Origin of the sequence: Streptomyces sp. DSM 110735 (genome assembly GCF_016482685.1) — a bacterium.
Classification (GTDB): Bacteria; Actinomycetota; Actinomycetes; order Streptomycetales; family Streptomycetaceae; genus Streptomyces.
The window spans coordinates 23,071-45,530 of the sequence record NZ_JACYHF010000034.1 but is presented as its reverse complement, the minus strand read 5'-3'; the positions used below and the strand labels follow the sequence as shown (position 1 = coordinate 45,530).

Here is a 22,460-nt window from a genome sequence, read left to right as displayed (position 1 = left end):
CTCGTCGAAGCCATGAAGGTCGACAAGAAGTCCCGCGGCGACCTGCTCCGCTTCATCGTCCTGGACGGCCTCGCCCGGCCCACCGTCCTGGAGGGTCCGGACCCCGCCGTCCTCCTCGCCGCCTACGGCGAAGTGGGCCAGTAGATCCCGACACCACCCGCTCTGCCCGATTCCCTTGACGGGCTGGGCACTTGCTCCCGCCCCCGGCCGTTTCACCAAACGACGGCCGGGGGCGGTACGGTTCGCTACAGTGCGGGCTTCGTACCCGCCTTCCGGCGCTGAACGCGTGTACGAGATGGAGTGGCAACGGATGCAACACGCAGTGGGATCTCCGCTGCCGCCGCCCCACCCAGCGGGGCAGGGACCACAGACCAACTGGGCACCGGCCGCGCACCATCCGGGTCCGCCCCCGGCGGCACCCCAGGGTCCCCCGCCCGGTTATCCCACGGCGGGCGCCCCCATGCCACCGGGCGCCATGCCGCCCGTACCCCCGGCGCCGCCGGCCGCGCCACCCGTCACCGGTACGTACGGACCGCACGGCTCCGAGGTCACCGGCCATGTGCCGCTGCCGCCCGGCGCCCCCGTCGGCGCGCCGCCCGCCGCCGCGCCCGACCCCTCCGCCACCACCCTCGCCGTGCTGCTCATCGGCCCGGCGGGCGCGGGCAAGACCAGCGTGGCCAAGTACTGGGCGGACCACCGCCGGGTGCCCACCGCCCACATCAGCCTCGACGACGTGCGCGAGTGGGTGCGCTCGGGCTTCGCCGACCCGCAGACCGGGTGGAACGACAACTCCGAGGCGCAGTACCGCCTGGCCCGCCGCACCTGCGGCTTCGCCGCGCGCAACTTCCTCGCCAACGGGATCTCCTGCATCCTCGACGACGCGGTCTTCCCGGACCGGCCGGTGGTCGGTCTCGGCGGCTGGAAGCGCCACGTCGGGCCCGGGCTGCTCCCCGTCGTCCTGCTCCCGGGGCTGGACATCGTCCTGGAGCGCAACGCCGAGCGCAGCGGCAACCGCCGCCTCAGCGACGAGGAGGTCGCCCGCATCCACGGCCGCATGGCCGGCTGGTACGGCTCCGGCCTGCCGATCATCGACAACTCCCAACTGGACGTCCCCGGCACCGCCCGCGTCCTGGACGAGGTCCTCACCCGAGCGATCGCGAGCCCGCCGAGCTGGTAACGGGGGGCTGCGCCGCTCGACGGGTGGGCGGAGACAGTTCGGCAGCCCCGGCCATCACCCCCCGGTCGCGAGGGCGGCCCCTGCCACGCCAGGCTGCCCCCCGACCATCGGTCCGGTCGGCACAGGCGGCTCCCGCACCCCGTCCGGACGTCCGCCGGAGGCGCTCCGCACCCCTGCCTGCGGGGCCGGGCGCTCACCGGGGAGCCGCCGGAGGTTCCCCGCACCCTGGCCGGACGTCCGCCGGAGGCGCTCCGCACCCCTGCCTGCGGGGCTGGACGCTCACCGGGGAGCCGCGCCGGAGGCTCCCCGAATCCTGGCCGCGCCTCTGCTGGAGGCTCCTGCCCCTGCGGCGGCCGGGGACGCCCACCGCGACCGCCGAGGCTCCCCGCACCCTGTCCTGGCGGCTGGGCGGCTGGGCGGCTGGATGGCTGGACGGCTGGGCGGCCGGGCAGCCGGGTGTCCGCCGCGGGCGCTCCGCACCCGGGGCCGGAGGCCGGTATCCACCGCAGATCCGCCGGAGACGCTTCGCACCCCTGACTGGGGGCGGGTGTTGGCCACGGGACGGTCGGAGGCTCCCCGCACTGCTGGCTGGAGGGGGGCGGTGTTCGCCACGGGACCGTCGTGGACTCCCCGCACCTCTGGCTGGAGGGGGCCGGGCGCTCGTCTCGGGACCGCCGGAGGTTCCCCGCGCCCCTGGCCGAGAGGCTGGGTGTCGCCCGCGTGTTCGCCGGAGGTCCCTGCCCCTGCGGCGGCCCGGGGCGCCCGTCGCAACCGCAGAGGCTCCCCACTCCGCCCGGCCGACCGGCCGTTCGCCACCGCAGCCCTCGGAGGGGGGAGAGGTCGCATCCGACGGAGGCGTTCCGCACGACTGGCTGCGAGGCCCGCGTGTCTGCCGCCCGGACGTCGGGGCGCCCTGGTGCCGAAGCCGGGGCGCGGCCGTCCCGACCGCCGGAGGCGTGCCGTACCCCGGCCGGGCGGCCAGGCGACAGCCGCCGTGGCCGCCGAAGGCCCTCGCACCGGCCGGGCACCGGGTGACGTCCGTCGAACTGCCGGGGGCGTACCCGCACCGGGTGTTCTCCGTCGAACCGCTGGGGGCGTACCCGCACCGGGTGTTCTCCGTCGAACCGCTGGGGGCGTACCCGCACCGGGTGTTCTCCGCCGAACCGCTGGGGGCGTACCCGCACCGGGTGTTCTCCGCCGAACCGCTGGGGGCGTACCCGCACCGGGTGTTCCCCGTAGAACCGCTGGGGGCGCACCCGCACAGGGTGTTCCCCGCAGAACCGCCGGAGGCACACCCCACTCGGACCCCGCCGAACGGCGAGAGGCGGGGAGAACTCCTACGCTCGTCTCATGTCAGAGGTGTACGCGACCCGCCGATCCCGGCTGAGGGATCGCTGCAACGCGGCCGGTACCGCGGCAGCGCTCATCTCCCGCCCCGCCAACGTGCGCTACCTGGCGGGAACCGCGCCCCAGGGGGCGGTCCTGCTGCTCGGCAGGCGCGAGGACCAGCTCGTCTGTCCCGTCCCGCCGGAGGACCGGCCGGGGGAGGGGCGCCCCGACGACTCCCTGTCCCTGCACGTGCTGCCCTCGGCCGGGGGCGACCCCGCCGTGGCCGCCGCCGGGCTCGCGGGCGGCGAGGGCACCGACGCCCTGGCCGTGGAGGAGCACCACCTCACCGTCGCCCGGTACCGCGCCCTCGGCTCCGTCGCGCCCGGACTGCGCCTCGCGGACCTCGGCACCGCCGTCGAACAGCTCAGGGTCGTCAAGGACGAGGAGGAGATCTCCTGTCTGCGCATCGGCGCGGAGATCGCCGACCAGGCACTGGGCGAGCTGCTCGAATCCATCCTGGTCGGACGCACCGAACGGCATCTCGCCCTGGAGCTGGAGCGGCGCCTGGTCGACCACGGCGCCGAGGGTCCCGCCTTCCCGACCTCCGTGGCGACCGGTCCCAACTCCGGCCGCTGCGGCCACCGGCCCACCGACCGGCGGGTGGAGGAGGGCGACTTCCTCTCCGTCTGCCTCGGCGCGACCTACCGCGGCTACCGCTGCGAGATCGGCCGTACCTTCGTCATCGGCACCTCGCCCGCCGACTGGCAGGTCGAGCTGTACGACCTCGTGTTCGCCGCCCAACGGGCCGGGCGCGAGGCACTGGTGCCCGGCGCCGCCTACCGCGATGTGGACCGCGCGGCGCGTCAGGTGCTGGACTCCGCGGGGTACGCGGACGCCCTTCCGCCGGTCACCGGGCACGGGGTCGGACTCGAAATCGACGAGGACCCGCAGCTCGCCCCTTCAGCCATGGGTAAACTGGACGCTTGCGTGCCGGTCACCGTCGAACCCGGGGTTCACCTCCCGGGCCGGGGCGGCGTCCGGATCGATGACACGCTCGTCGTGCGCCCAGAGGCGGACGGCGGACCCGAGCTACTCACCATCACGACCAAGGAGCTGCTCGCGCTTTAACGGTGCGTGCCCCGGGGTCGTCCACGTCAGTCCAGGAGATTCCGCAACCGTGGCTTCCACGAACGACCTCAAGAACGGCATGGTGCTCAAGCTCGATGGCGGCCAGCTTTGGTCCGTCGTCGAGTTCCAGCACGTCAAGCCCGGCAAGGGCCCGGCCTTCGTGCGCACCAAGCTGAAGAACGTGCTCTCCGGCAAGGTGGTCGACAAGACCTTCAACGCCGGCGTCAAGGTCGAGACCGCCACTGTCGACAAGAGCGACATGCAGTTCTCGTACATGGACGGCGACTACTTCGTCTTCATGGACATGGAGACCTACGACCAGCTCCACATCGACCGGAAGACCGTCGGCGACGCCGCCAACTTCCTGATCGAGGGCTTCGAGGCCACCGTGGCCCGCCACGAGGGCGAGGTGCTCTTCGTCGAGCTGCCGGCCGCCGTCGAGCTGGTCATCAAGGAGACCGAGCCCGGCGTCCAGGGCGACCGCTCCACCGGCGGCACCAAGCCCGCCATCCTGGAGACCGGCCACCAGATCCAGGTCCCGCTGTTCATCACGACCGGCGAGAAGATCAAGGTCGACACCCGCACGAGCGACTACCTCGGCCGGGTGAACAGCTAACCGTGGCTGCCCGCAACACGGCCCGCAAGCGCGCGTTCCAGATCCTCTTCGAGGGCGACCAGCGCGGCGCCGACGTCCTCACGGTCCTCGCGGACTGGGTCAGGCTCTCCCGGTCCGACACCCGGCAGCCTCCGGTCAGCGAGTACACGATGCAGCTCGTCGAGGGCTACGCGGACCACGCGTCGCGCATCGACGAGCTGATCTCCCAGTACGCGGTGGGCTGGACGCTGGACCGGATGCCGGTCGTCGACCGCAACCTGCTCCGGCTCGGCGCGTACGAGCTGATCTGGGTGGACGAGACGCCCGACGCGGTGGTCCTGGACGAGATGGTGCAGCTTGCCAAGGAGTTCTCGACGGACGAGTCGCCGGCGTTCGTGAACGGTCTGCTGGGCCGCTTCAAGGAGCTGAAGTCGAGCCTGCGGCGCGATTAGTTTTTTACGAGCGAGCGCCGTCGGGGCGCGGGTGGTCTGTTGTGTGCCGGTCCGTTTCGGCCCGGTCGCGCGGTTCCCCGCGCCCCTTCGGGTTTCTCCGCTCGCGCACGTCACAAAGCCGCCGGGGTGGCAGGGAAAACTCTCCCTGCCACCCCGGCGGCACGTTTCTGCGCAATGCGCGTAAAGCGGTCAGCTCTCCTCGTGGGCGACCGCGCGGCGCGCGTCCGCGTCCAGGACGCCCCAACTGATGAGCTGCTCGGTGAGGACCGAGGGGGACTGGTCGTAGATGACGGCGAGGGTGCGCAGGTCGTCCTGGCGGATCGAGAGCACCTTGCCGTTGTAGTCGCCGCGCTGGGACTGGATCGTCGCCGCGTAGCGCTGGAGGGGTCCCGCCTTCTCGGCCGGCACCGTGGCCAGCCGCTCCAGGTCCAGGACGAGCTTCGGCGGCGGCTCGGCGGCCCCGCCCGGAGTGGTGCCCGGCAGCAGCTCCTGCACCGGAACGCCATAGAAATCGGCCAGCTCGGCAAGGCGCTGCACGGTCACGGCACGGTCGCCGCGCTCGTACGAACCGACCACCACGGCCTTCCAGCGCCCCTGGGACTTCTCCTCGACACCGTGGAGGGAAAGGCCCTGCTGGGTGCGGATGGCCCGGAGCTTGGCCCCGAGCTGTTTGGCGTATTCGCTGGACATATAGCTCCCCGGACACTGTGTCGACGCGGCCGGCGGGGTGCCCGCCGCGCGGCTGGTAACTCACTGTGAGGTTACGCAGCGTGATTCTTCTGCGTCAAGCCGAATGGTCCACACCGACTCTTCCGTGGTAGTGACCGCCCGCTGCTCCGAACGGGTGAAACAGGTGCTCCTGGCGACCTGCTAGGGTGGATGGCGCAAATCCGACGTCCTTTAAAGTCCGTCCTGTGAGGCGGAGAAGGGGGTCCGTTTCGTATGGACACGCACGCGCACCACCCCGCGTCCGATGCCCGGCCCGTTCTCGAGGGTCCCGACATCGCACGCGTCCTGACCCGCATCGCCCACGAGATCGTCGAACGCGCCAAGGGCGCCGACGACGTGGTGCTCCTCGGCATCCCGACCCGGGGCGTCTTCCTCGCCCAGCGGCTCGCCGTCAAGCTGGAGCAGATCACCGACCGCAAGGTCCCGGTCGGCTCGCTCGACATCACCATGTACCGCGACGACCTGCGCATGCACCCGCCGCGCGCCCTCGCCCGCACCGAGATCCCCGGTGACGGTGTCGACGGCCGCCTGGTCGTGCTCGTGGACGACGTGCTCTTCTCCGGCCGCACCATCCGCGCCGCCCTCGACGCCCTGAACGACATCGGGCGCCCCCGCGCGGTCCAGCTCGCGGTCCTCGTCGACCGCGGTCACCGCGAACTGCCCATCCGCGCCGACTATGTCGGCAAGAACCTCCCCACGTCGTTGCGGGAGACGGTCAAGGTCCAGCTCGCCGAGGAGGACGGTCGCGACACCGTGCTGCTCGGTGCCAAGCCCGGCCAGTAGCGAACCGCGGCGCACGGGCTGCTTCGGCATGCCCTCGACGCGCCCGGCTCCGCCCGAATCCTCCCGTTTGAACTGCCTTACGGAGCCTGACAGATGCAGCGTCATCTCATCTCGGCCGCCGACCTCACCCGCGACGACGCCGTCCTGATCCTCGACACCGCCGAGGAGATGGCCCGGGTCGCGGACCGGCCGATCAAGAAACTGCCGACCCTGCGCGGCCGTACGATCTGCAACCTCTTCTTCGAGGACTCGACCCGGACCCGGATCTCCTTCGAGGCCGCCGAGAAGCGCCTCTCCGCCGACGTCATCAACTTCGCGGCCAAGGGTTCCAGCGTCTCCAAGGGCGAGTCCCTCAAGGACACCGCCCAGACGCTGGAGGCGATGGGCGTGGACGCCGTCGTCATCCGGCACAGCGCCTCCGGCGCCCCCTACCGCCTGGCCAACTCCGGCTGGATCGACGCCCCCGTCATCAACGCGGGCGACGGCACCCACCAGCACCCCACCCAGGCGCTCCTCGACGCCTTCACCATGCGCCGCCGCCTGATCGGTCCCGACGCCGGGCTCGGCCAGGACCTCTCCGGCAAGCGCGTCACCCTCGTCGGCGACGTCCTGCACAGCCGGGTCGCCCGCTCCAACGTGGACCTGCTGCACACCCTCGGCGCCGACGTCACCCTCGTCGCCCCGCCCACCCTGCTCCCCGTGGGCGTGGAGACCTGGCCCTGCGAGGTGTCGTACGACCTCGACTCCACACTGCCCAAGTCCGACGCGGTGATGATGCTCCGCGTCCAGCGCGAGCGCATGAACGCCGCCTTCTTCCCCACCGAGCGCGAGTACTCCCGCCGCTACGGGCTCGACGGCGACCGCATGGCGCGGATGCCCGAGCACGCCATCGTGATGCACCCCGGTCCGATGGTCCGGGGCATGGAGATCACCGCCGAGGTCGCCGACTCCGACCGCTGCACGGTCGTCGAGCAGGTCGCCAACGGTGTCTCCATCCGCATGGCCGTCCTCTACCTGCTGCTCGGCGGCAACGAGCCCGCCACCACCCAGAGCGCCACCACCCAGCTTCGTACCGAGGAGAAGTAAGAACCATGAGCAAGATCCTGATCCGTGGTGCGAAGGTGCTCGGGGGCGAGCCGCAGGACGTGCTGATCGACGGCGAGACCGTCGAGGCGGTCGGCACCGGTCTGTCCGCCGAGGGCGCCGAGGTCGTCGAGGCAGAGGGCAAGGTGCTGCTGCCGGGCCTGGTCGACCTGCACACGCATCTGCGCGAGCCGGGCCGCGAGGACTCCGAGACCGTGCTGACCGGCACCCGCGCCGCCGCCTCCGGCGGCTTCACCGCCGTGTTCGCCATGGCCAACACCTTCCCCGTCGCCGACACCGCCGGTGTGGTCGAGCAGGTCTGGCGGCTCGGCCGGGAGTACGGCTACTGCGACGTGCAGCCCATCGGCGCCGTCACCGTCGGTCTGGAGGGCAGGAAGCTCGCCGAGCTGGGCGCCATGCACGACTCCGCCGCCGGGGTCACCGTCTTCTCCGACGACGGCAAGTGCGTGGACGACGCGGTGATCATGCGCCGCGCCCTGGAGTACGTGAAGGCGTTCGGCGGCGTCGTCGCCCAGCACGCCCAGGAGCCCCGGCTCACCGAGGGCGCCCAGATGAACGAGGGCGTCGTCTCCGCCGAACTGGGTCTCGGGGGCTGGCCCGCGGTCGCCGAGGAGTCGATCATCGCGCGGGACGTGCTGCTCGCCGAGCACGTCGGCTCCCGGCTGCACATCTGCCACGTCTCCACCGCCGGCTCGGTCGAGATCATCCGCTGGGCCAAGTCCCGCGGCATCCAGGTCACCGCCGAGGTCTGCCCCCACCACCTCCTCCTCACGGAGGAGATGGTGCGCACCTACAACCCCGCCTACAAGGTCAACCCGCCGCTGCGCACCGAGCGCGACGTACGCGCCCTGCGCGAGGGTCTCGCCGACGGCACGATCGACATCGTCGCCACCGACCACGCCCCGCACCCGCACGAGGACAAGGACTGCGAGTGGGGCGCCGCCGCCATGGGCATGGTCGGTCTGGAGACCGCCCTGTCCGTGGTGCAGGAGACCATGGTCGAGACCGGTCTGCTCGACTGGGCCCAGGTCGCGGACCGCATGTCCGCCGCGCCCGCCCGCATCGGCCGCGCCACCGGTCACGGCCGCCCGGTCGCCCCGGGCGAGCCCGCCAACCTCACCCTCGTGGACACCGCCTACCGTGGACAGGTGGACCCCGCGGGCTTCGCCTCGCGCAGCCGCAACACCCCCTACGAGGGTCGCGAGCTGCCGGGCCGTGTCACCCACACCTGGCTGCGGGGCAAGGCCACGCTCATGGACGGGAAGCTCACGTGACATCTGCACCCCTGCTCGCCGCCACGCTCGCCACGGGGCTCGCGGACGAGAAGAAATCCGCCGCGGTGACCGACTGGGGCGCCCGCGTCGGCTGGCTCGTCGGACTCGCCCTCTTCATCGCGCTCGTCTACTGGCTGATGCGCGAGGGCTGGAAGTGGCGCGGCACCCTCCAGAGCGATGTGCCCGAGCTGCCCGGCGTGCCGGAGGACCCCGGTCCGGCGAGACTGAGCATGAGCGGCCGCTACCACGGCTCCACCACCGCCGGTCAGTGGCTGGACCGCATCGTGGCGCACGGCCTGGGCACCCGCAGCCGGGTGGAGCTGACCCTCACCGACGCGGGCCTGGTGGTCGAGCGCCCCGGCGCGACCGACTTCTTCGTGCCCGTGAGCGCCCTGCGCGGCGCCCGGCTCGACAAGGGCATCGCGGGCAAGGTCCTCACCGAGGGCGGACTGCTGATCGTCACCTGGGCCCACGGCGACAAGCTGATCGACTCCGGCTTCCGCTCCGACCGCGCGGCCGAGCACACCGAGTGGGTCGACACCCTGAACCACCTGATCAACGACACGGAAGGCGCACGATGACGACCTCCACCAGGGGAGCCGCCAAGACTCCCGCCGTACTCGTCCTGGAGGACGGCCGCATCTTCCGCGGCCGCGCCTACGGGGCCGTGGGGGAGACCTTCGGCGAAGCCGTGTTCTCCACCGGCATGACCGGCTACCAGGAGACCCTGACCGACCCCTCGTACGACCGCCAGATCGTCGTCGCGACCGCTCCCCAGATCGGCAACACCGGCTGGAACGACGAGGACGACGAGTCGAGGCGCATCTGGGTCTCCGGCTATGTGGTCCGCGACCCCGCGCGCGTGCCGTCCAACTGGCGCTCCCGGCGCTCCCTGGACGACGAGCTGACCGCGCAGGGCATCGTCGGCATCAGCGGTATCGACACCCGCGCCCTCACCCGCCACCTGCGCGAGCGCGGCTCGATGCGCGCCGGGGTCTTCTCCGGCGAGGCGCTCGCCCCCGACGCCGAGCTGATCGAGCGCGTCCAGGCGCAGCCGCACATGAAGGGCGCGAGCCTCTACGAGGAGGTCGCCACCAAGGAGGCGTACGTCGTCCCCGCGGTCGGCGAGAAGAAGTTCACCGTCGCCGCGATCGACCTCGGCATCAAGGGCATGACCCCGCAGCGCATGGCCGAGCGCGGCATAGAGGTGCACGTGCTGCCCGCGACCGCCACCGCCGAGGACGTCTACGCCGTGAACCCCGACGGCGTGTTCTTCTCCAACGGACCCGGCGACCCCGCCACCGCCGACGGTCCCGTCGCCCTCATGACCGCCGTCCTGGAGCGCAGGACCCCGCTGTTCGGCATCTGCTTCGGCAACCAGATCCTCGGCCGCGCGCTCGGCTTCGGCACCTACAAGCTGAAGTACGGCCACCGGGGCATCAACCAGCCCGTCCAGGACCGCACCACCGGCAAGGTCGAGGTCACCGCGCACAACCACGGCTTCGCCGTCGACGCGCCGCTCGACAAGGTGAGCGACACCAAGTTCGGCCGCGCCGAGGTCTCCCACGTGTGCCTCAACGACAACGTCGTGGAGGGGCTGCAGTTGCTCGACCAGCCCGCCTTCTCCGTCCAGTACCACCCCGAAGCGGCAGCGGGACCGCACGACGCCGCCTACCTGTTCGACCGCTTCACGACTTTGATGAGCACCGCTTTGATGGAGGGCCAGCGTGCCTAAGCGCACCGATATCCAGTCCGTCCTGGTCATCGGCTCCGGCCCGATCGTCATCGGCCAGGCCGCCGAGTTCGACTACTCCGGCACCCAGGCGTGCCGCGTGCTCAAGGCCGAGGGCCTGCGCGTCGTCCTGGTGAACTCCAACCCGGCCACGATCATGACCGACCCGGAGATCGCCGACGCCACCTACGTCGAGCCGATCACCCCCGAGTTCGTCGAGAAGATCATCGCCAAGGAGCGCCCCGACGCCCTCCTGCCCACCCTCGGTGGCCAGACCGCCCTGAACACCGCCATCTCCCTGCACGACAGCGGTGTCCTGGAGAAGTACGGCGTCGAGCTGATCGGCGCCAAGCCCGAGGCGATCCACAAGGGCGAGGACCGCGACCTCTTCAAGGACGTCGTCGAGGAGGTCCGCAAGAAGACCGGCCACGGCGAGTCCGCCCGCTCGGTCATCTGCCACACCATGGACGACGTCCTGAAGGGCGTCGAGACGCTCGGCGGCTACCCCGTCGTCGTGCGCCCCTCCTTCACCATGGGCGGCGCCGGCTCCGGCTTCGCCCACGACGAGGAGGAGCTGCGCCGCATCGCAGGGCAGGGACTCACGCTCTCCCCGACCACCGAGGTGCTCCTGGAGGAGTCCATCCTCGGCTGGAAGGAGTACGAGCTGGAGCTGATGCGCGACAAGAACGACAACGTCGTGGTCGTCTGCTCCATCGAGAACTTCGATCCCATGGGCGTGCACACCGGCGACTCGATCACCGTCGCGCCGTCCATGACGCTGACCGACCGCGAGTACCAGCTCCTGCGCGACGTCGGCATCGCGATCATCCGCGAGGTCGGCGTGGACACCGGCGGCTGCAACATCCAGTTCGCGGTGAACCCCGAGGACGGCCGGGTCATCGTCATCGAGATGAACCCGCGCGTCTCGCGGTCCTCGGCGCTCGCCTCCAAGGCGACCGGCTTCCCGATCGCCAAGATCGCCGCCAAGCTGGCCGTCGGCTACACCCTGGACGAGATCCCCAACGACATCACCCAGGAGACCCCGGCGTCCTTCGAGCCCACGCTCGACTACGTCGTCGTCAAGGCGCCCCGGTTCGCCTTCGAGAAGTTCCCGCAGGCCGACTCCACGCTGACCACCACCATGAAGTCGGTCGGCGAGGCCATGGCCATCGGCCGCAACTTCACCGAGGCGTTCCAGAAGGCGCTGCGCTCGCTGGAGAAGAAGGGCAGCCAGTTCACCTTCGTCGGCGAACCCGGCGACAAGACCGCCCTGCTCGAAGAGGCGGTACGCCCCACCGACGGCCGCATCAACACCGTCATGCAGGCGATCCGCGCGGGCGCCACCCCGGAGGAGATCTTCGCGTACACGAAGATCGACCCCTGGTTCGTCGACCAGCTCTTCCTGATCAAGGAGGTCGCGGACGAACTGGCCGACGCCCCCGAGCTGACCCGCGAACTGCTCGCCGAGGCCAAGCGGCACGGCTTCTCCGACCTCCAGATCGGTGAGATCCGGGGCTTGCGCGAGGACGTCGTCCGCGAGGTCCGGCACGCGCTCGGCATCCGCCCGGTCTACAAGACGGTCGACACCTGCGCCGCCGAGTTCGCCGCGAAGACGCCGTACTTCTACTCCTCCTACGACGAGGAGAGCGAGGTCGCGCCCCGCGAGAAGCCCGCGGTCATCATCCTGGGCTCCGGACCCAACCGCATCGGCCAGGGCATCGAGTTCGACTACTCCTGCGTCCACGCCTCCTTCGCGCTGTCCGACGCCGGGTACGAGACCGTGATGGTCAACTGCAACCCGGAGACCGTCTCCACCGACTACGACACCTCCGACCGGCTCTACTTCGAGCCGCTCACCCTGGAGGACGTGCTGGAGATCGTGCACGCCGAGTCCCTCGCGGGCCCGATCGCCGGTGTGGTCGTCCAGCTCGGCGGGCAGACCCCGCTGGGTCTCGCGCAGGCGCTCAAGGACAACGGCGTCCCGGTCGTCGGCACCCCGCCCGAGGCCATCCACGCCGCCGAGGACCGGGGCGCCTTCGGCCGCGTCCTCGCCGAGGCAGGACTGCCCGCGCCCAAGCACGGCACCGCCACCACCTTCGCCGAGGCCAAGGCCATCGCGGACGAGATCGGCTACCCGGTCCTGGTCCGCCCCTCCTACGTCCTCGGCGGACGCGGCATGGAGATCGTCTACGAGGAGGAGCGCCTCGCCTCCTACATCGCGGAGTCCACCGAGATCAGCCCCTCCCGGCCGGTCCTGGTCGACCGCTTCCTGGACGACGCCATCGAGATCGACGTCGACGCCCTCTACGACGGCGAGGAGCTGTACCTCGGCGGCGTCATGGAGCACATCGAGGAAGCCGGCATCCACTCCGGCGACTCGGCGTGCGCCCTGCCCCCGATCACCCTCGGCGGCTTCGACATCAAGCGGCTGCGCGCCTCCACCGAAGCCATCGCGCGCGGTGTCGGCGTACGCGGTCTGATCAACATCCAGTTCGCCATGGCGGGCGACATCCTCTACGTCCTGGAGGCCAACCCGCGCGCCTCCCGCACGGTCCCCTTCACCTCCAAGGCGACCGCCGTACCGCTGGCCAAGGCCGCCGCGCGCATCTCGCTCGGCGCGACCATCGCCGAGCTGCGTGCCGAGGGACTGCTCCCGGCGACCGGTGACGGCGGCGAACTCCCGCTGGACGCGCCGATCTCCGTCAAGGAGGCCGTGATGCCCTGGTCCCGCTTCCGGGACATCCAGGGCCGCGGCGTGGACACTGTCCTCGGCCCGGAGATGCGCTCCACCGGCGAGGTCATGGGCATCGACACCGTCTTCGGCACGGCGTACGCCAAGTCGCAGGCGGGCGCCTACGGACCGCTGCCCACCAAGGGACGGGCGTTCATCTCCGTCGCCAACCGCGACAAGCGCTCGATGATCTTCCCGGCGCGCGAGCTGGTCGCCCACGGCTTCGAGCTCCTTGCCACCTCCGGCACCGCCGAGGTCCTCAAGCGCAATGGCATCAACGCCACCGTCGTGCGCAAGCAGTCCGAGGGCGCCGGCCCGAACGGCGAGCGGACCATCGTCCAGCTCATCCACGACGGCGAGGTCGACCTCATCGTCAACACCCCGTACGGCACCGGCGGCCGCCTCGACGGCTACGACATCCGCACGGCGGCCGTGGCCCGCTCGGTCCCGTGCCTGACCACCGTCCAGGCGCTCGCCGCCGCCGTCCAGGGCATCGACGCCCTCAACCGCGGCGACGTGGGCGTCCGCTCGCTCCAGGAACACGCCGAACACCTGAACGCGGCCCGCGACTAGCAGCCCCGAGGGGGACACCGGAAACGGTGTCCCCCTCTTCGTGAGGACAGCCGTGTCCTCGTGAGGACAGCCATGTACAAGTATTTCTTCCACCTCGTCTTCAAGCGCATGGACCCCGAGGAGGCCCACCACCTCGCCTTCCGCTGGATCCGCCTCGCCGCCGCCCTCCCGGTGCTGCGCGTCTTCCTCGCCGCCGTGCTCGCGCCCCGCCACAAGGCGCTGCGCACCGAGGCCCTCGGGCTGCGCATGCACGGACCCTTCGGGCTCGCCGCGGGCTTCGACAAGAACGCCGTCGCGATCGACGGCATGTCGATGCTCGGCTTCGACCACGTGGAGATCGGCACCGTCACCGGCGAGCCCCAGCCCGGCAACCCGAAGCAGCGGCTCTTCCGGCTGGTCGCGGACCGCGCGCTGATCAACCGCATGGGCTTCAACAACGAGGGCTCCGCCGCCGTCGCCGCCCGCCTCGCCGCCCGCAGGCCCGCCTTCCGGACCGTCGTCGGCGTCAACATCGGCAAGACGAAGGTCGTCCCCGAGGAGGAGGCCGTCGCGGACTATGTGAAGTCCGCCGAGCGGCTCGCCCCGCACGCCGACTACCTGGTCGTCAACGTCTCCTCCCCGAACACCCCGGGGCTGCGCGACCTCCAGGCCACCGAGGCGCTGCGCCCGCTGCTCACCGCCGTGCGCGAGGCAGCCGACCGCGTGGTCGCGGGGCGCCGCGTCCCGCTCCTGGTGAAGATCGCCCCCGACCTCGCGGACGAGGACGTGGACGCCGTGGCCGACCTCGCCGTGGAACTCGGCCTGGACGGCATCATCGCCACCAACACCACCATCGCCCGCGAGGGACTCGGGCTGCGCTCCGCGCCCGCGCTGGTGAAGGAGACCGGCGGTCTGTCCGGCGCGCCCCTCAAGGCACGCTCCCTGGAGGTGCTGCGCCGCCTCTACGCGCGCGTGGGCGACCGCGTCACCCTGGTCGGCGTCGGCGGCATCGAGAACGCCGAGGACGCCTGGCAGCGCATCCTCGCCGGAGCCACCCTGATCCAGGGCTACAGCGCCTTCATCTACGAGGGTCCGTTCTGGTCCCGCGCGATCCACAAGGGTCTCGCCGCCCGCCTGAAGGCCAGCCCGTACGCCACCCTCGCCGACGCGGTCGGCGCCGACGTGAGGAAGCCCGTATGAGTGCCCTGGAGCCCTTCGGCGCCCGGCTGCGCCGCGCCATGGACGAGCGCGGTCCGCTCTGCGTCGGCATCGACCCGCACGCCTCGCTGCTCGCGGAGTGGGGTCTGAACGACGACGTGACCGGTCTGGAGCGATTCAGCCGTACGGTCGTCGAGGCGGTCGCGGACCGGGTCGCGGTGATCAAGCCGCAGATGGCGTTCTTCGAGCGCTTCGGCTCGCGCGGTGTCGCCGTCCTGGAGCGCGTCGTCCAGGAGACGCGCGCGGCCGGTGCCCTGGTCGTCATGGACGCCAAGCGCGGCGACATCGGCTCGACCATGGCCGGATACGCCGAGGCGTTCCTGCACAAGGACGCCCCGCTGTTCTCCGACGCGCTCACCGTCTCGCCGTACCTCGGCTACGGCTCGCTCGCCCCGGCGGTCGCGCTGGCCCGGGAGACCGGCCACGGGCTGTTCGTGCTCGCCCTGACCTCCAACCCGGAGGGTCCCGAGGTGCAGCACGCCGTCCGCGCCGACGGGCGGACCGTCGCCGCGACCGTGCTCGCGCACCTCGCCGCCGACAACGCGGGCGAGGCACCGCTCGGCTCCTTCGGCGCGGTCGTCGGCGCCACCGTGGGCGACCTGTCCTCGTACGACCTCGCCATCAACGGTCCGCTGCTGGCTCCCGGCGTCGGCGCGCAGGGGGCGACCCCGGCGGATCTGCCCCGGGTCTTCGGCTCCGCCGTGCGCAACGTGGTGCCGAACGTCAGCCGGGGTGTTCTGCGTCACGGTCCCGAGGTCGCGGGGCTGCGGGCGGCCACGGAGCGGTTCGCGGACGAGATCAGGGCCGCCGTCGGCGCCTGATGAGGGCCGTCGCGGACCGGTGCGGAGGCGGTGACGGGCGCCCGAATGCCCGTCACCGGACCCGTGCGGTGTGAATAGATCAGCGAATCCCGGGCAATATGCCCGAAAAGTCCGGCCTCACGGAGGCTGACCAGGACTTTTCCGCTGTTCTCGCTGACTCTGGCGGAGTTGGCCGCTAGTCTCCGAGCAGAGAACGGGCAAGCGTGTTGCTCGTGCCTCCCCAGGTGTGGGGCGACTAGGTTCCTCACCGGTCCGTATCCGACAGTTCGACATCCGAGGTGACGTAGGCGTGGCTCTTCCGCCCCTTACCCCTGAACAGCGCGCAGCCGCGCTCGAAAAGGCCGCCGCGGCTCGCCGGGAGCGGGCCGAGGTCAAGAATCGACTCAAGCACTCCGGCGCCTCCCTGCACGAGGTCATCAAGCAGGGCCAGGAGAACGACGTCATCGGCAAGATGAAGGTCTCCGCCCTGCTCGAATCCCTGCCCGGCGTCGGCAAGGTCCGTGCCAAGCAGATCATGGAGCGTCTGGGCATCTCCGAGAGCCGCCGCGTGCGTGGCCTCGGTTCCAACCAGATCGCGTCCCTGGAGCGTGAGTTCGGCAGCACCGGGTCCTGAGTCCGGGCGCTGCCGGACCGGGAGTCCCGGGCACCCCGGGATTGCTGGAATAATCGCTGCATGGCTGTAACACCCCGGGGGACGACCCCCGCGCCCCCGGACGCACGTCCGCGGCTGACCGTGCTCTCCGGCCCCTCCGGGGTCGGCAAGAGCACGGTCGTCGCCCATATGCGCAAGGAACACCCCGACGTCTGGCTCTCGGTGTCGGCGACGACCCGCAAGCCGCGCCCCGGCGAGCAGCACGGCGTCCACTACTTCTTCGTCACCGACGACGAGATGGACAAGCTCATCGCCAACGGCGAGCTGCTGGAGTGGGCCGAGTTCGCCGGCAACCGCTACGGCACGCCGCGCACGGCCGTCCTGGAGCGCCTGGAGAAGGGCGAGCCCGTCCTCCTGGAGATCGACCTCCAGGGCGCCCGCCAGGTCCGCGAGTCCATGCCGGACGCGCAGCTCGTCTTCCTGGCTCCCCCCTCCTGGGAGGAGCTGGTGCGCAGGCTCACCGGCCGCGGCACCGAATCCCCCGAGGTCATCGAGCGCCGCCTGGAGGCGGCCCGGACCGAGCTGGCGGCCGAGCCCGAGTTCGACGAGACCCTTGTCAACACCTCCGTCAAGGACGTGGCCCGTGAGCTGCTAGCCTTGATGGACGTTGTGTGATCGTGACCGCCGTCCTGTGAACGGCACCGACGGTCGCACCGACTGAATCTTTCCCACCCATCGGAAGGCAGAGCGTGTCCTCTTCCATCACCGCGCCCGAGGGCATCATCAACCCTCCGATCGACGAGCTCCTCGAGGCCACCGACTCGAAGTACAGCCTCGTGATCTACGCGGCCAAGCGTGCCCGTCAGATCAACGCGTACTACTCGCAGCTCGGTGAGGGCCTCCTCGAGTACGTCGGTCCGCTCGTCGACACCCACGTCCACGAGAAGCCGCTGTCGATCGCGCTGCGCGAGATCAACGCCGGTCTGCTGACGTCCGAGGCCATCGAGGGCCCCGCGCAGTAAGCAGGCAGTAAGTAGTACGGTCGGATCGCGACCGACTTATCCACAGGCCCGGCAAGCAGATTGCCGGGCCTGTGGTGTGTGATGGTCCCGTACGTTGCCGAGCCGGGGAGAGACGGTGGACAAGCCGAAGGTCGTTCTGGGGGTCAGCGGTGGCATCGCCGCCTACAAGGCATGTGAGCTGCTGAGAAGGTTCACGGAGTCGGGCCACGACGTGCGGGTGGTGCCGACCGCCTCCGCGCTCAACTTCGTCGGCGCCCCCACCTGGTCCGCCCTCTCGGGCAACCCGGTCTCCACCGAGGTCTGGGACGCCGTCCACGAGGTGCCCCACGTCCGCATCGGCCAGCACGCCGACCTGGTGATCGTCGCGCCCGCCACCGCCGACATGCTCGCCAAGGCCGCCCACGGTCTCGCGGACGACCTGCTCACCAACACGCTGCTCACCGCCCGCTGCCCGGTCGTCTTCGCCCCCGCGATGCACACCGAGATGTGGGAACACCCCGCCACCCAGGAGAACGTGGCCACGCTGCGCCGCCGGGGCGCCGTCGTCATCGAGCCCGCCGTCGGGCGCCTCACCGGCGTCGACACCGGCAAGGGGCGGCTGCCCGACCCCGGCGAGATCTTCGAGGTCTGCCGCCGGGTGCTCGCCCGGGGCGCCACCGAGCCCGACCTCAAGGGCCGCCACATCGTCGTCTCGGCGGGCGGCACCCGTGAGCCGCTCGACCCGGTGCGTTTCCTCGGCAACCGCTCCTCCGGCAAGCAGGGCTACGCCCTCGCCCGCACCGCCGCCGCGCGCGGCGCCCGTGTGACACTCGTCTCGGCCAACGCCGCGCTGCCCGACCCCGCCGGGGTGGACGTCATACCGGTCGGCACCGCCGTGCAGTTGCGCGAGGCCGTGCTGAAGGCCGCCGCCGACGCCGACGCGGTGGTCATGGCCGCCGCCGTCGCCGACTTCCGCCCCGCCGTCTACGCCAGCGGCAAGATCAAGAAGAAGGACAACCAGGAGCCGGAACCGGTCGCCCTGGTGCGCAACCCCGACGTGCTCGCGGAGCTGTCCGCCGAGCGCGCCCGCCCCGGGCAGGTCGTGGTCGGCTTCGCCGCCGAGACCGACGACGTGGTGGTCAACGGCCGCGCCAAGCTGGCCCGCAAGGGCTGCGATCTGCTCGTGGTGAACGAGGTGGGGGAGCGCAAGACCTTCGGCTCCGAGGAGAACGAGGCGCTGATCCTCGGCGCCGACGGCAGCGAGACGCTCGTCCCGCACGGTCCGAAGGAGGCGCTGGCCGACCTCGTCTGGGACCTCGTGGCGGCCCGACTGGGCTGACCCGTTGGGCCGTTGGGGACGGTGTTCTTTCGGCCACACGGAGTCATTCGTTCCCCTTCGGAGCCGCCGGGATCTCGCGTGGCGGGCCTGGTCAATGCCGCTCGGCATTGGGCAGAATGCCCGTGCCGCAGGTCACAGCACCCTCCACCCGGAGAGTGCGGGTGGGCTCGCGGTCGCGAGCGACCGATAAACTGTCCACGGACGACGCCGGGCGCAGCTCCCGCGTTGTCCGCCAATGATCAGCCAGCAGCCGCTGCAACCCCAGGGAGCGTTGTGTCCCGTCGCCTGTTCACCTCGGAGTCCGTGACCGAAGGTCACCCCGACAAGATCGCTGACCAGATCAGCGACACGATTCTCGACGCGCTGCTGCGCGAGGACCCCTCCTCGCGCGTCGCCGTCGAGACGCTGATCACCACCGGCCTGGTGCACGTGGCCGGAGAGGTCACGACCAAGGCGTACGCGCCGATCGCGCAGCTCGTGCGGGACAAGATCCTCGAGATCGGTTACGACTCCTCCAAGAAGGGCTTCGACGGCGCCTCCTGCGGTGTCTCGGTGTCCATCGGCGCGCAGTCCCCGGACATCGCGCAGGGCGTCGACACGGCGTACGAGTCCCGTGTCGAGGGCGACGAGGACGAGCTGGACAAGCAGGGCGCGGGCGACCAGGGCCTGATGTTCGGCTACGCCTCGGACGAGACGCCGACGCTGATGCCGCTGCCGATCTTCCTGGCGCACCGCCTGTCCAAGCGCCTCTCCGAGGTCCGCAAGAACGGCACCATCCCCTACCTGCGCCCCGACGGCAAGACCCAGGTCACCATCGAGTACGACGGCGACAAGGCCGTCCGCCTCGACACGGTCGTGGTCTCCTCCCAGCACGCCTCCGACATCGACCTGGAGTCGCTGCTCGCGCCCGACATCCGCGAGTTCGTGGTCGAGCCGGAGCTGCGCGCGCTGCTCGACGAGGGCATCAAGCTGGAGACCGAGAACTACCGCCTGCTGGTCAACCCGACCGGCCGCTTCGAGATCGGCGGCCCGATGGGCGACGCCGGTCTGACCGGCCGCAAGATCATCATCGACACCTACGGCGGCATGGCCCGCCACGGTGGCGGCGCCTTCTCGGGCAAGGACCCGTCCAAGGTCGACCGCTCCGCCGCGTACGCGATGCGCTGGGTCGCCAAGAACGTCGTGGCGGCGGGTCTCGCCTCCCGCTGCGAGGTCCAGGTCGCCTACGCGATCGGCAAGGCCGAGCCGGTCGGTCTCTTCGTGGAGACCTTCGGTACCCACAAGATCGAGCCCGAGAAGATCGAGAAGGCGATCGACGAGGTCTTCGACCTCCGCCCGGCCGCCATCATCCGCGACCTCGACCTCCTGCGCCCGATCTACGCCCAGACGGCGGCCTACGGCCACTTCGGCCGCGAGATCCCCGACTTCACCTGGGAGCGCACGGACCGCGTGGAAGCCCTCCGCAAGGCCGCGGGCATCTGACCCACTGAGCACGCCGAGGCCCGGCTTCCCTTCGGGGGAGCCGGGTTTCGGCGCGTCCGGAGCTGCCCGGCCCGGACGCGTTGTCAGTGGGGTTTGGTAAGAATGCAAGCGTGAGCAGGGAGAACGGGTTGGGGGACGGCGGGGCTGAAGGGGCGTCGCCGGAGCAGCTTGCGCTGATCAGGGAGAGCGTGCGGGCCGCCGAGGTGCCGCGGGCGAAGCCGCGGACCTGGCGGGGGGCGGCGCTGGCCAAGGACCGGCCCGTGGCGCGGGTGCTGGTCGACAAGGGCGTGCTGCATCTCGACCGGTACTTCGACTACGCCGTGCCCGAGGAGCTGGACGCCGAGGCGCAGCCCGGGGTGCGGGTCCGGGTGCGGTTCGGGGCCGGAAGGGGGCGCGTGCGGGGCGGTCGCCGTGAGGGCGGCGGGCTCATCGACGGCTTTCTCATCGAGCGGCGCGCCGAGTCCGACTACGCCGGACCACTGGCCGCGCTGGCCCAGGTCGTCTCCCCGGAACCCGTGCTCAGCGAGGAACTGCTGACCCTCGCCCGCGCCGTCGCCGACCGGTACGCCGGGAGCCTCGCCGACGTGCTGCAGCTCGCCGTACCCCCGCGCAGCGCCCGCGCCGAGCGCCGTCCCTCTCCCGAGCCGCTGCCTCCGCCTCCGGCCCCTGACCCCGGTTCCTGGGCGCGGTACGAGCACGGTCCCGGTTTCCTCGCCTCCCTCGCCTCCGGGGGCGCCCCCAGGGCCGTCTGGACCGCCCTGCCGGGACCCGAGTGGGCCGGTGAGCTGGCCCGCGCCGTCGCCGCCACGCTCGCCTCGGGACGCGGCGCGCTCGTCGTCGTCCCCGACGGCCGCACCGCCGCCCGCGTCGACGCCGCGCTCACCGACCTGCTCGGCGAGGGACGGCACGCGCTGCTCACCGCCGACGCCGGGCCCGAGAAGCGGTACGCGCAGTGGCTCGCGGTGCGGCGCGGCGCGGTCCGGGCGGTCGTCGGGACACGCGCGGCCATGTTCGCCCCCGTCCAGGACCTCGGGCTCGTCGTCATCTGGGACGACGGCGACGACAGCCACGCCGAGCAGCACGCCCCCCAGCCCCACGCCCGGGACGTGCTCCTGCTGCGTGCCTCCCTCGACCGGTGCGCCTTCCTGCTGGGGAGCCGGAGCTGCACCGTGGAGGCGGCGCAGCTCGTGGAGAGCGGCTGGGCCCGGCCAGTGGCCGCCGGACGGGACCAGGTGCGCCGTGCCGCCCCGCTGGTGCGGACCGTCGGCGACGCCGACCTCGCGCGCGACGAGGCCGCCCGCGCCGCCCGTCTGCCCACCCTCGCCTGGCGGGCGGTACGGGAAGGGCTCAAGCACGGTCCGGTACTGGTGCAGGTACCCCGGCGCGGATACGTCCCCCGCCTTGCCTGTGCGCAGTGCCGGGCGCCCGCGCGGTGCCGGCACTGTTCGGGTCCACTCCAGGCGCAGGACGCGGGGGAGCTGCGCTGCGAGTGGTGCGGGCACCAGGAGACCTCCTGGCACTGCGCGGAGTGCGGCGGCTTCCGGCTCCGCGCGCAGATCGTCGGCGCGCGGCGGACCGCCGAGGAGCTGGGGCGCGCGTTTCCCGCCGTACCGGTGCGGACCTCGGGGCGCGAACACGTGCTGGACACCGTGCCGGGCGCGCCCGCGCTGGTGGTGAGCACCCCGGGCGCCGAACCCGTCGCCGAGGGCGGCTACGCGGCCGCCCTGCTCCTCGACGGCTGGGCCATGCTCGGCCGCCCCGACCTGCGCTCCGACGAGGACGCGCTGCGGCGGTGGATGTCGGCGGCCGCGCTGGTGCGTCCGCAGGGGGAGCACGGGACCGTGGTCGTCATGGCCGAGCCGACGCTCCGGCCCGTCCAGGCGCTGGTGCGGTGGGACCCGGTCGGCTTCGCGCTGCGCGAGCTGGCCGAACGGGCCGAGCTGGGCTTCCCGCCGGTGTCGCGGATGGCTGCCGTGTCCGGTACGACGGAGGCGGTCGCGGAGTTCCTCACCGCCGCCGAGCTGCCCCCGGACGCGGAGGTACTGGGCCCGGTCCCGCTGCCCCCGACCCTCCCCGGCCGCCCCCGCCGCCCCGGCGCGCCGCCGCCCGGCGAGGAGTGGGAGCGCGCCCTGATCCGGGTACCGCCGGGCAGCGGGGCGATGCTGGCGGGCGCCCTGAAGACGGCTCAGGCGGCGCGGATGGCGCGGGGCGGGGAAGCGCCGGTGCGGGTGCGGATCGATCCGCCGGACATCGGGTGAGGGGGCGCGCTGCTGGGTTTGGCGGTCTGGGGTGGGTGCGTTGCCGTCGCCTTGCTGGGTGGGGCTGACGGTCTGGCGGGGCGTACCGGTGGGGTGGCTGGTGGGCGCCCGGTCCGGCTGGCGTCGGTGGGGTGGCGGCTCGGCTTCGGGGGGTCCGCCGGGG

General features: G+C 71.8%; 19 protein-coding genes and 1 pseudogene. 19 read left to right on the top strand and 1 reads right to left on the bottom strand.

Going from position 1 to position 22,460, the window contains the following annotated elements; genetic code table 11:
• The 5 genes and pseudogenes from IF655_RS30275 to nusB form a co-directional block, all read left to right on the top strand.
• Positions 1–144 (top strand): annotated as a pseudogene (locus IF655_RS30275) (3-dehydroquinate synthase); the annotation flags it as partial.
• 166 nt (positions 145–310) lie between these two features.
• Positions 311–1,177, top strand: coding sequence for a Pro-rich N-terminal domain-containing protein (locus IF655_RS30270; RefSeq protein WP_199588357.1), 867 nt, complete (start codon positions 311–313; stop codon positions 1,175–1,177).
• Between the two features lie 1,350 nt (positions 1,178–2,527).
• Positions 2,528–3,634 (top strand): aminopeptidase P family protein, encoded by a 1,107-nt coding sequence (locus tag IF655_RS30265; RefSeq protein ID WP_199588356.1) that lies wholly within the window; start codon positions 2,528–2,530, stop codon positions 3,632–3,634.
• A 49-nt stretch (positions 3,635–3,683) separates the two neighbouring features.
• Positions 3,684–4,250 carry an elongation factor P gene (efp, locus tag IF655_RS30260; protein WP_199588355.1) on the top strand — a complete coding sequence of 189 codons (567 nt, stop codon included), beginning with the start codon at positions 3,684–3,686 and terminating at the stop codon, positions 4,248–4,250.
• A 2-nt stretch (positions 4,251–4,252) separates the two neighbouring features.
• Positions 4,253–4,681, top strand: a complete 429-nt coding sequence (gene nusB / locus IF655_RS30255; protein WP_199588354.1) for a transcription antitermination factor NusB — start codon at positions 4,253–4,255, stop codon at positions 4,679–4,681.
• 189 nt (positions 4,682–4,870) lie between these two features.
• Here the strand turns inward: nusB and bldD are convergent, their stop codons facing one another.
• Positions 4,871–5,371: a transcriptional regulator BldD gene (gene bldD / locus IF655_RS30250; RefSeq protein ID WP_142150451.1), complete on the bottom strand. Its 501-nt coding sequence runs from the start codon at positions 5,369–5,371 to the stop codon at positions 4,871–4,873.
• Between the two features lie 252 nt (positions 5,372–5,623).
• Between bldD and pyrR the strand changes: the two genes are divergently transcribed.
• The 14 genes from pyrR to IF655_RS30180 all read left to right on the top strand — a co-directional run bounded on the left by pyrR (position 5,624) and on the right by IF655_RS30180 (position 22,297).
• On the top strand, positions 5,624–6,193 hold the full coding sequence (gene pyrR / locus IF655_RS30245) for a bifunctional pyr operon transcriptional regulator/uracil phosphoribosyltransferase PyrR (RefSeq protein ID WP_199588353.1): 570 nt from the start codon (positions 5,624–5,626) through the stop codon (positions 6,191–6,193).
• Positions 6,194–6,286: 93 nt separating this feature from the next.
• Positions 6,287–7,279: an aspartate carbamoyltransferase catalytic subunit gene (locus IF655_RS30240; protein ID WP_199588352.1), complete on the top strand. Its 993-nt coding sequence runs from the start codon at positions 6,287–6,289 to the stop codon at positions 7,277–7,279.
• Between the two features lie 5 nt (positions 7,280–7,284).
• Positions 7,285–8,571, top strand: a complete 1,287-nt coding sequence (locus tag IF655_RS30235) for a dihydroorotase (RefSeq protein WP_199588351.1) — start codon at positions 7,285–7,287, stop codon at positions 8,569–8,571.
• Positions 8,568–9,152 carry a hypothetical protein gene (locus IF655_RS30230; RefSeq protein ID WP_199588350.1) on the top strand — a complete coding sequence of 195 codons (585 nt, stop codon included), beginning with the start codon at positions 8,568–8,570 and terminating at the stop codon, positions 9,150–9,152. The genes IF655_RS30235 and IF655_RS30230 overlap by 4 nt, the downstream gene beginning before the upstream one ends.
• Positions 9,149–10,306, top strand: coding sequence for a glutamine-hydrolyzing carbamoyl-phosphate synthase small subunit (gene carA / locus IF655_RS30225; protein ID WP_199588349.1), 1,158 nt, complete (start codon positions 9,149–9,151; stop codon positions 10,304–10,306). Before IF655_RS30230 ends, carA begins: the two co-directional genes overlap by 4 nt.
• The gene (gene carB, locus IF655_RS30220; protein ID WP_199588348.1) at positions 10,299–13,607 is read left to right on the top strand and encodes a carbamoyl-phosphate synthase large subunit; all 3,309 of its coding nucleotides are present in this window, start codon (positions 10,299–10,301) and stop codon (positions 13,605–13,607) included. The genes carA and carB overlap by 8 nt, the downstream gene beginning before the upstream one ends.
• Before the next feature lie 72 nt (positions 13,608–13,679).
• Positions 13,680–14,786 (top strand): quinone-dependent dihydroorotate dehydrogenase, encoded by a 1,107-nt coding sequence (locus IF655_RS30215; protein ID WP_199588347.1) that lies wholly within the window; start codon positions 13,680–13,682, stop codon positions 14,784–14,786.
• Positions 14,783–15,625, top strand: a complete 843-nt coding sequence (gene pyrF, locus IF655_RS30210; RefSeq protein WP_199588346.1) for an orotidine-5'-phosphate decarboxylase — start codon at positions 14,783–14,785, stop codon at positions 15,623–15,625. Before IF655_RS30215 ends, pyrF begins: the two co-directional genes overlap by 4 nt.
• 289 nt (positions 15,626–15,914) lie before the next feature.
• Positions 15,915–16,238, top strand: a complete 324-nt coding sequence (locus IF655_RS30205) for an integration host factor (protein WP_003977346.1) — start codon at positions 15,915–15,917, stop codon at positions 16,236–16,238.
• 60 nt (positions 16,239–16,298) lie between these two features.
• Complete coding sequence (gene gmk / locus IF655_RS30200; protein WP_199588345.1) at positions 16,299–16,892, top strand: guanylate kinase; 594 nt, start codon at positions 16,299–16,301, stop codon at positions 16,890–16,892.
• A gap of 74 nt (positions 16,893–16,966) precedes the next feature.
• Positions 16,967–17,239, top strand: coding sequence for a DNA-directed RNA polymerase subunit omega (rpoZ, locus tag IF655_RS30195; RefSeq protein ID WP_005319902.1), 273 nt, complete (start codon positions 16,967–16,969; stop codon positions 17,237–17,239).
• Positions 17,240–17,354: 115 nt separating this feature from the next.
• A complete protein-coding gene (gene coaBC, locus IF655_RS30190; protein ID WP_199588344.1) occupies positions 17,355–18,557 on the top strand; it encodes a bifunctional phosphopantothenoylcysteine decarboxylase/phosphopantothenate--cysteine ligase CoaBC in 1,203 nt (400 codons plus the stop codon).
• A gap of 273 nt (positions 18,558–18,830) precedes the next feature.
• The gene (metK, locus tag IF655_RS30185; protein WP_199588343.1) at positions 18,831–20,039 is read left to right on the top strand and encodes a methionine adenosyltransferase; all 1,209 of its coding nucleotides are present in this window, start codon (positions 18,831–18,833) and stop codon (positions 20,037–20,039) included.
• A gap of 110 nt (positions 20,040–20,149) precedes the next feature.
• Positions 20,150–22,297 carry a primosomal protein N' gene (locus tag IF655_RS30180; protein WP_199588342.1) on the top strand — a complete coding sequence of 716 codons (2,148 nt, stop codon included), beginning with the start codon at positions 20,150–20,152 and terminating at the stop codon, positions 22,295–22,297.
• The last annotated feature ends 163 nt before the right edge of the window (positions 22,298–22,460 follow it).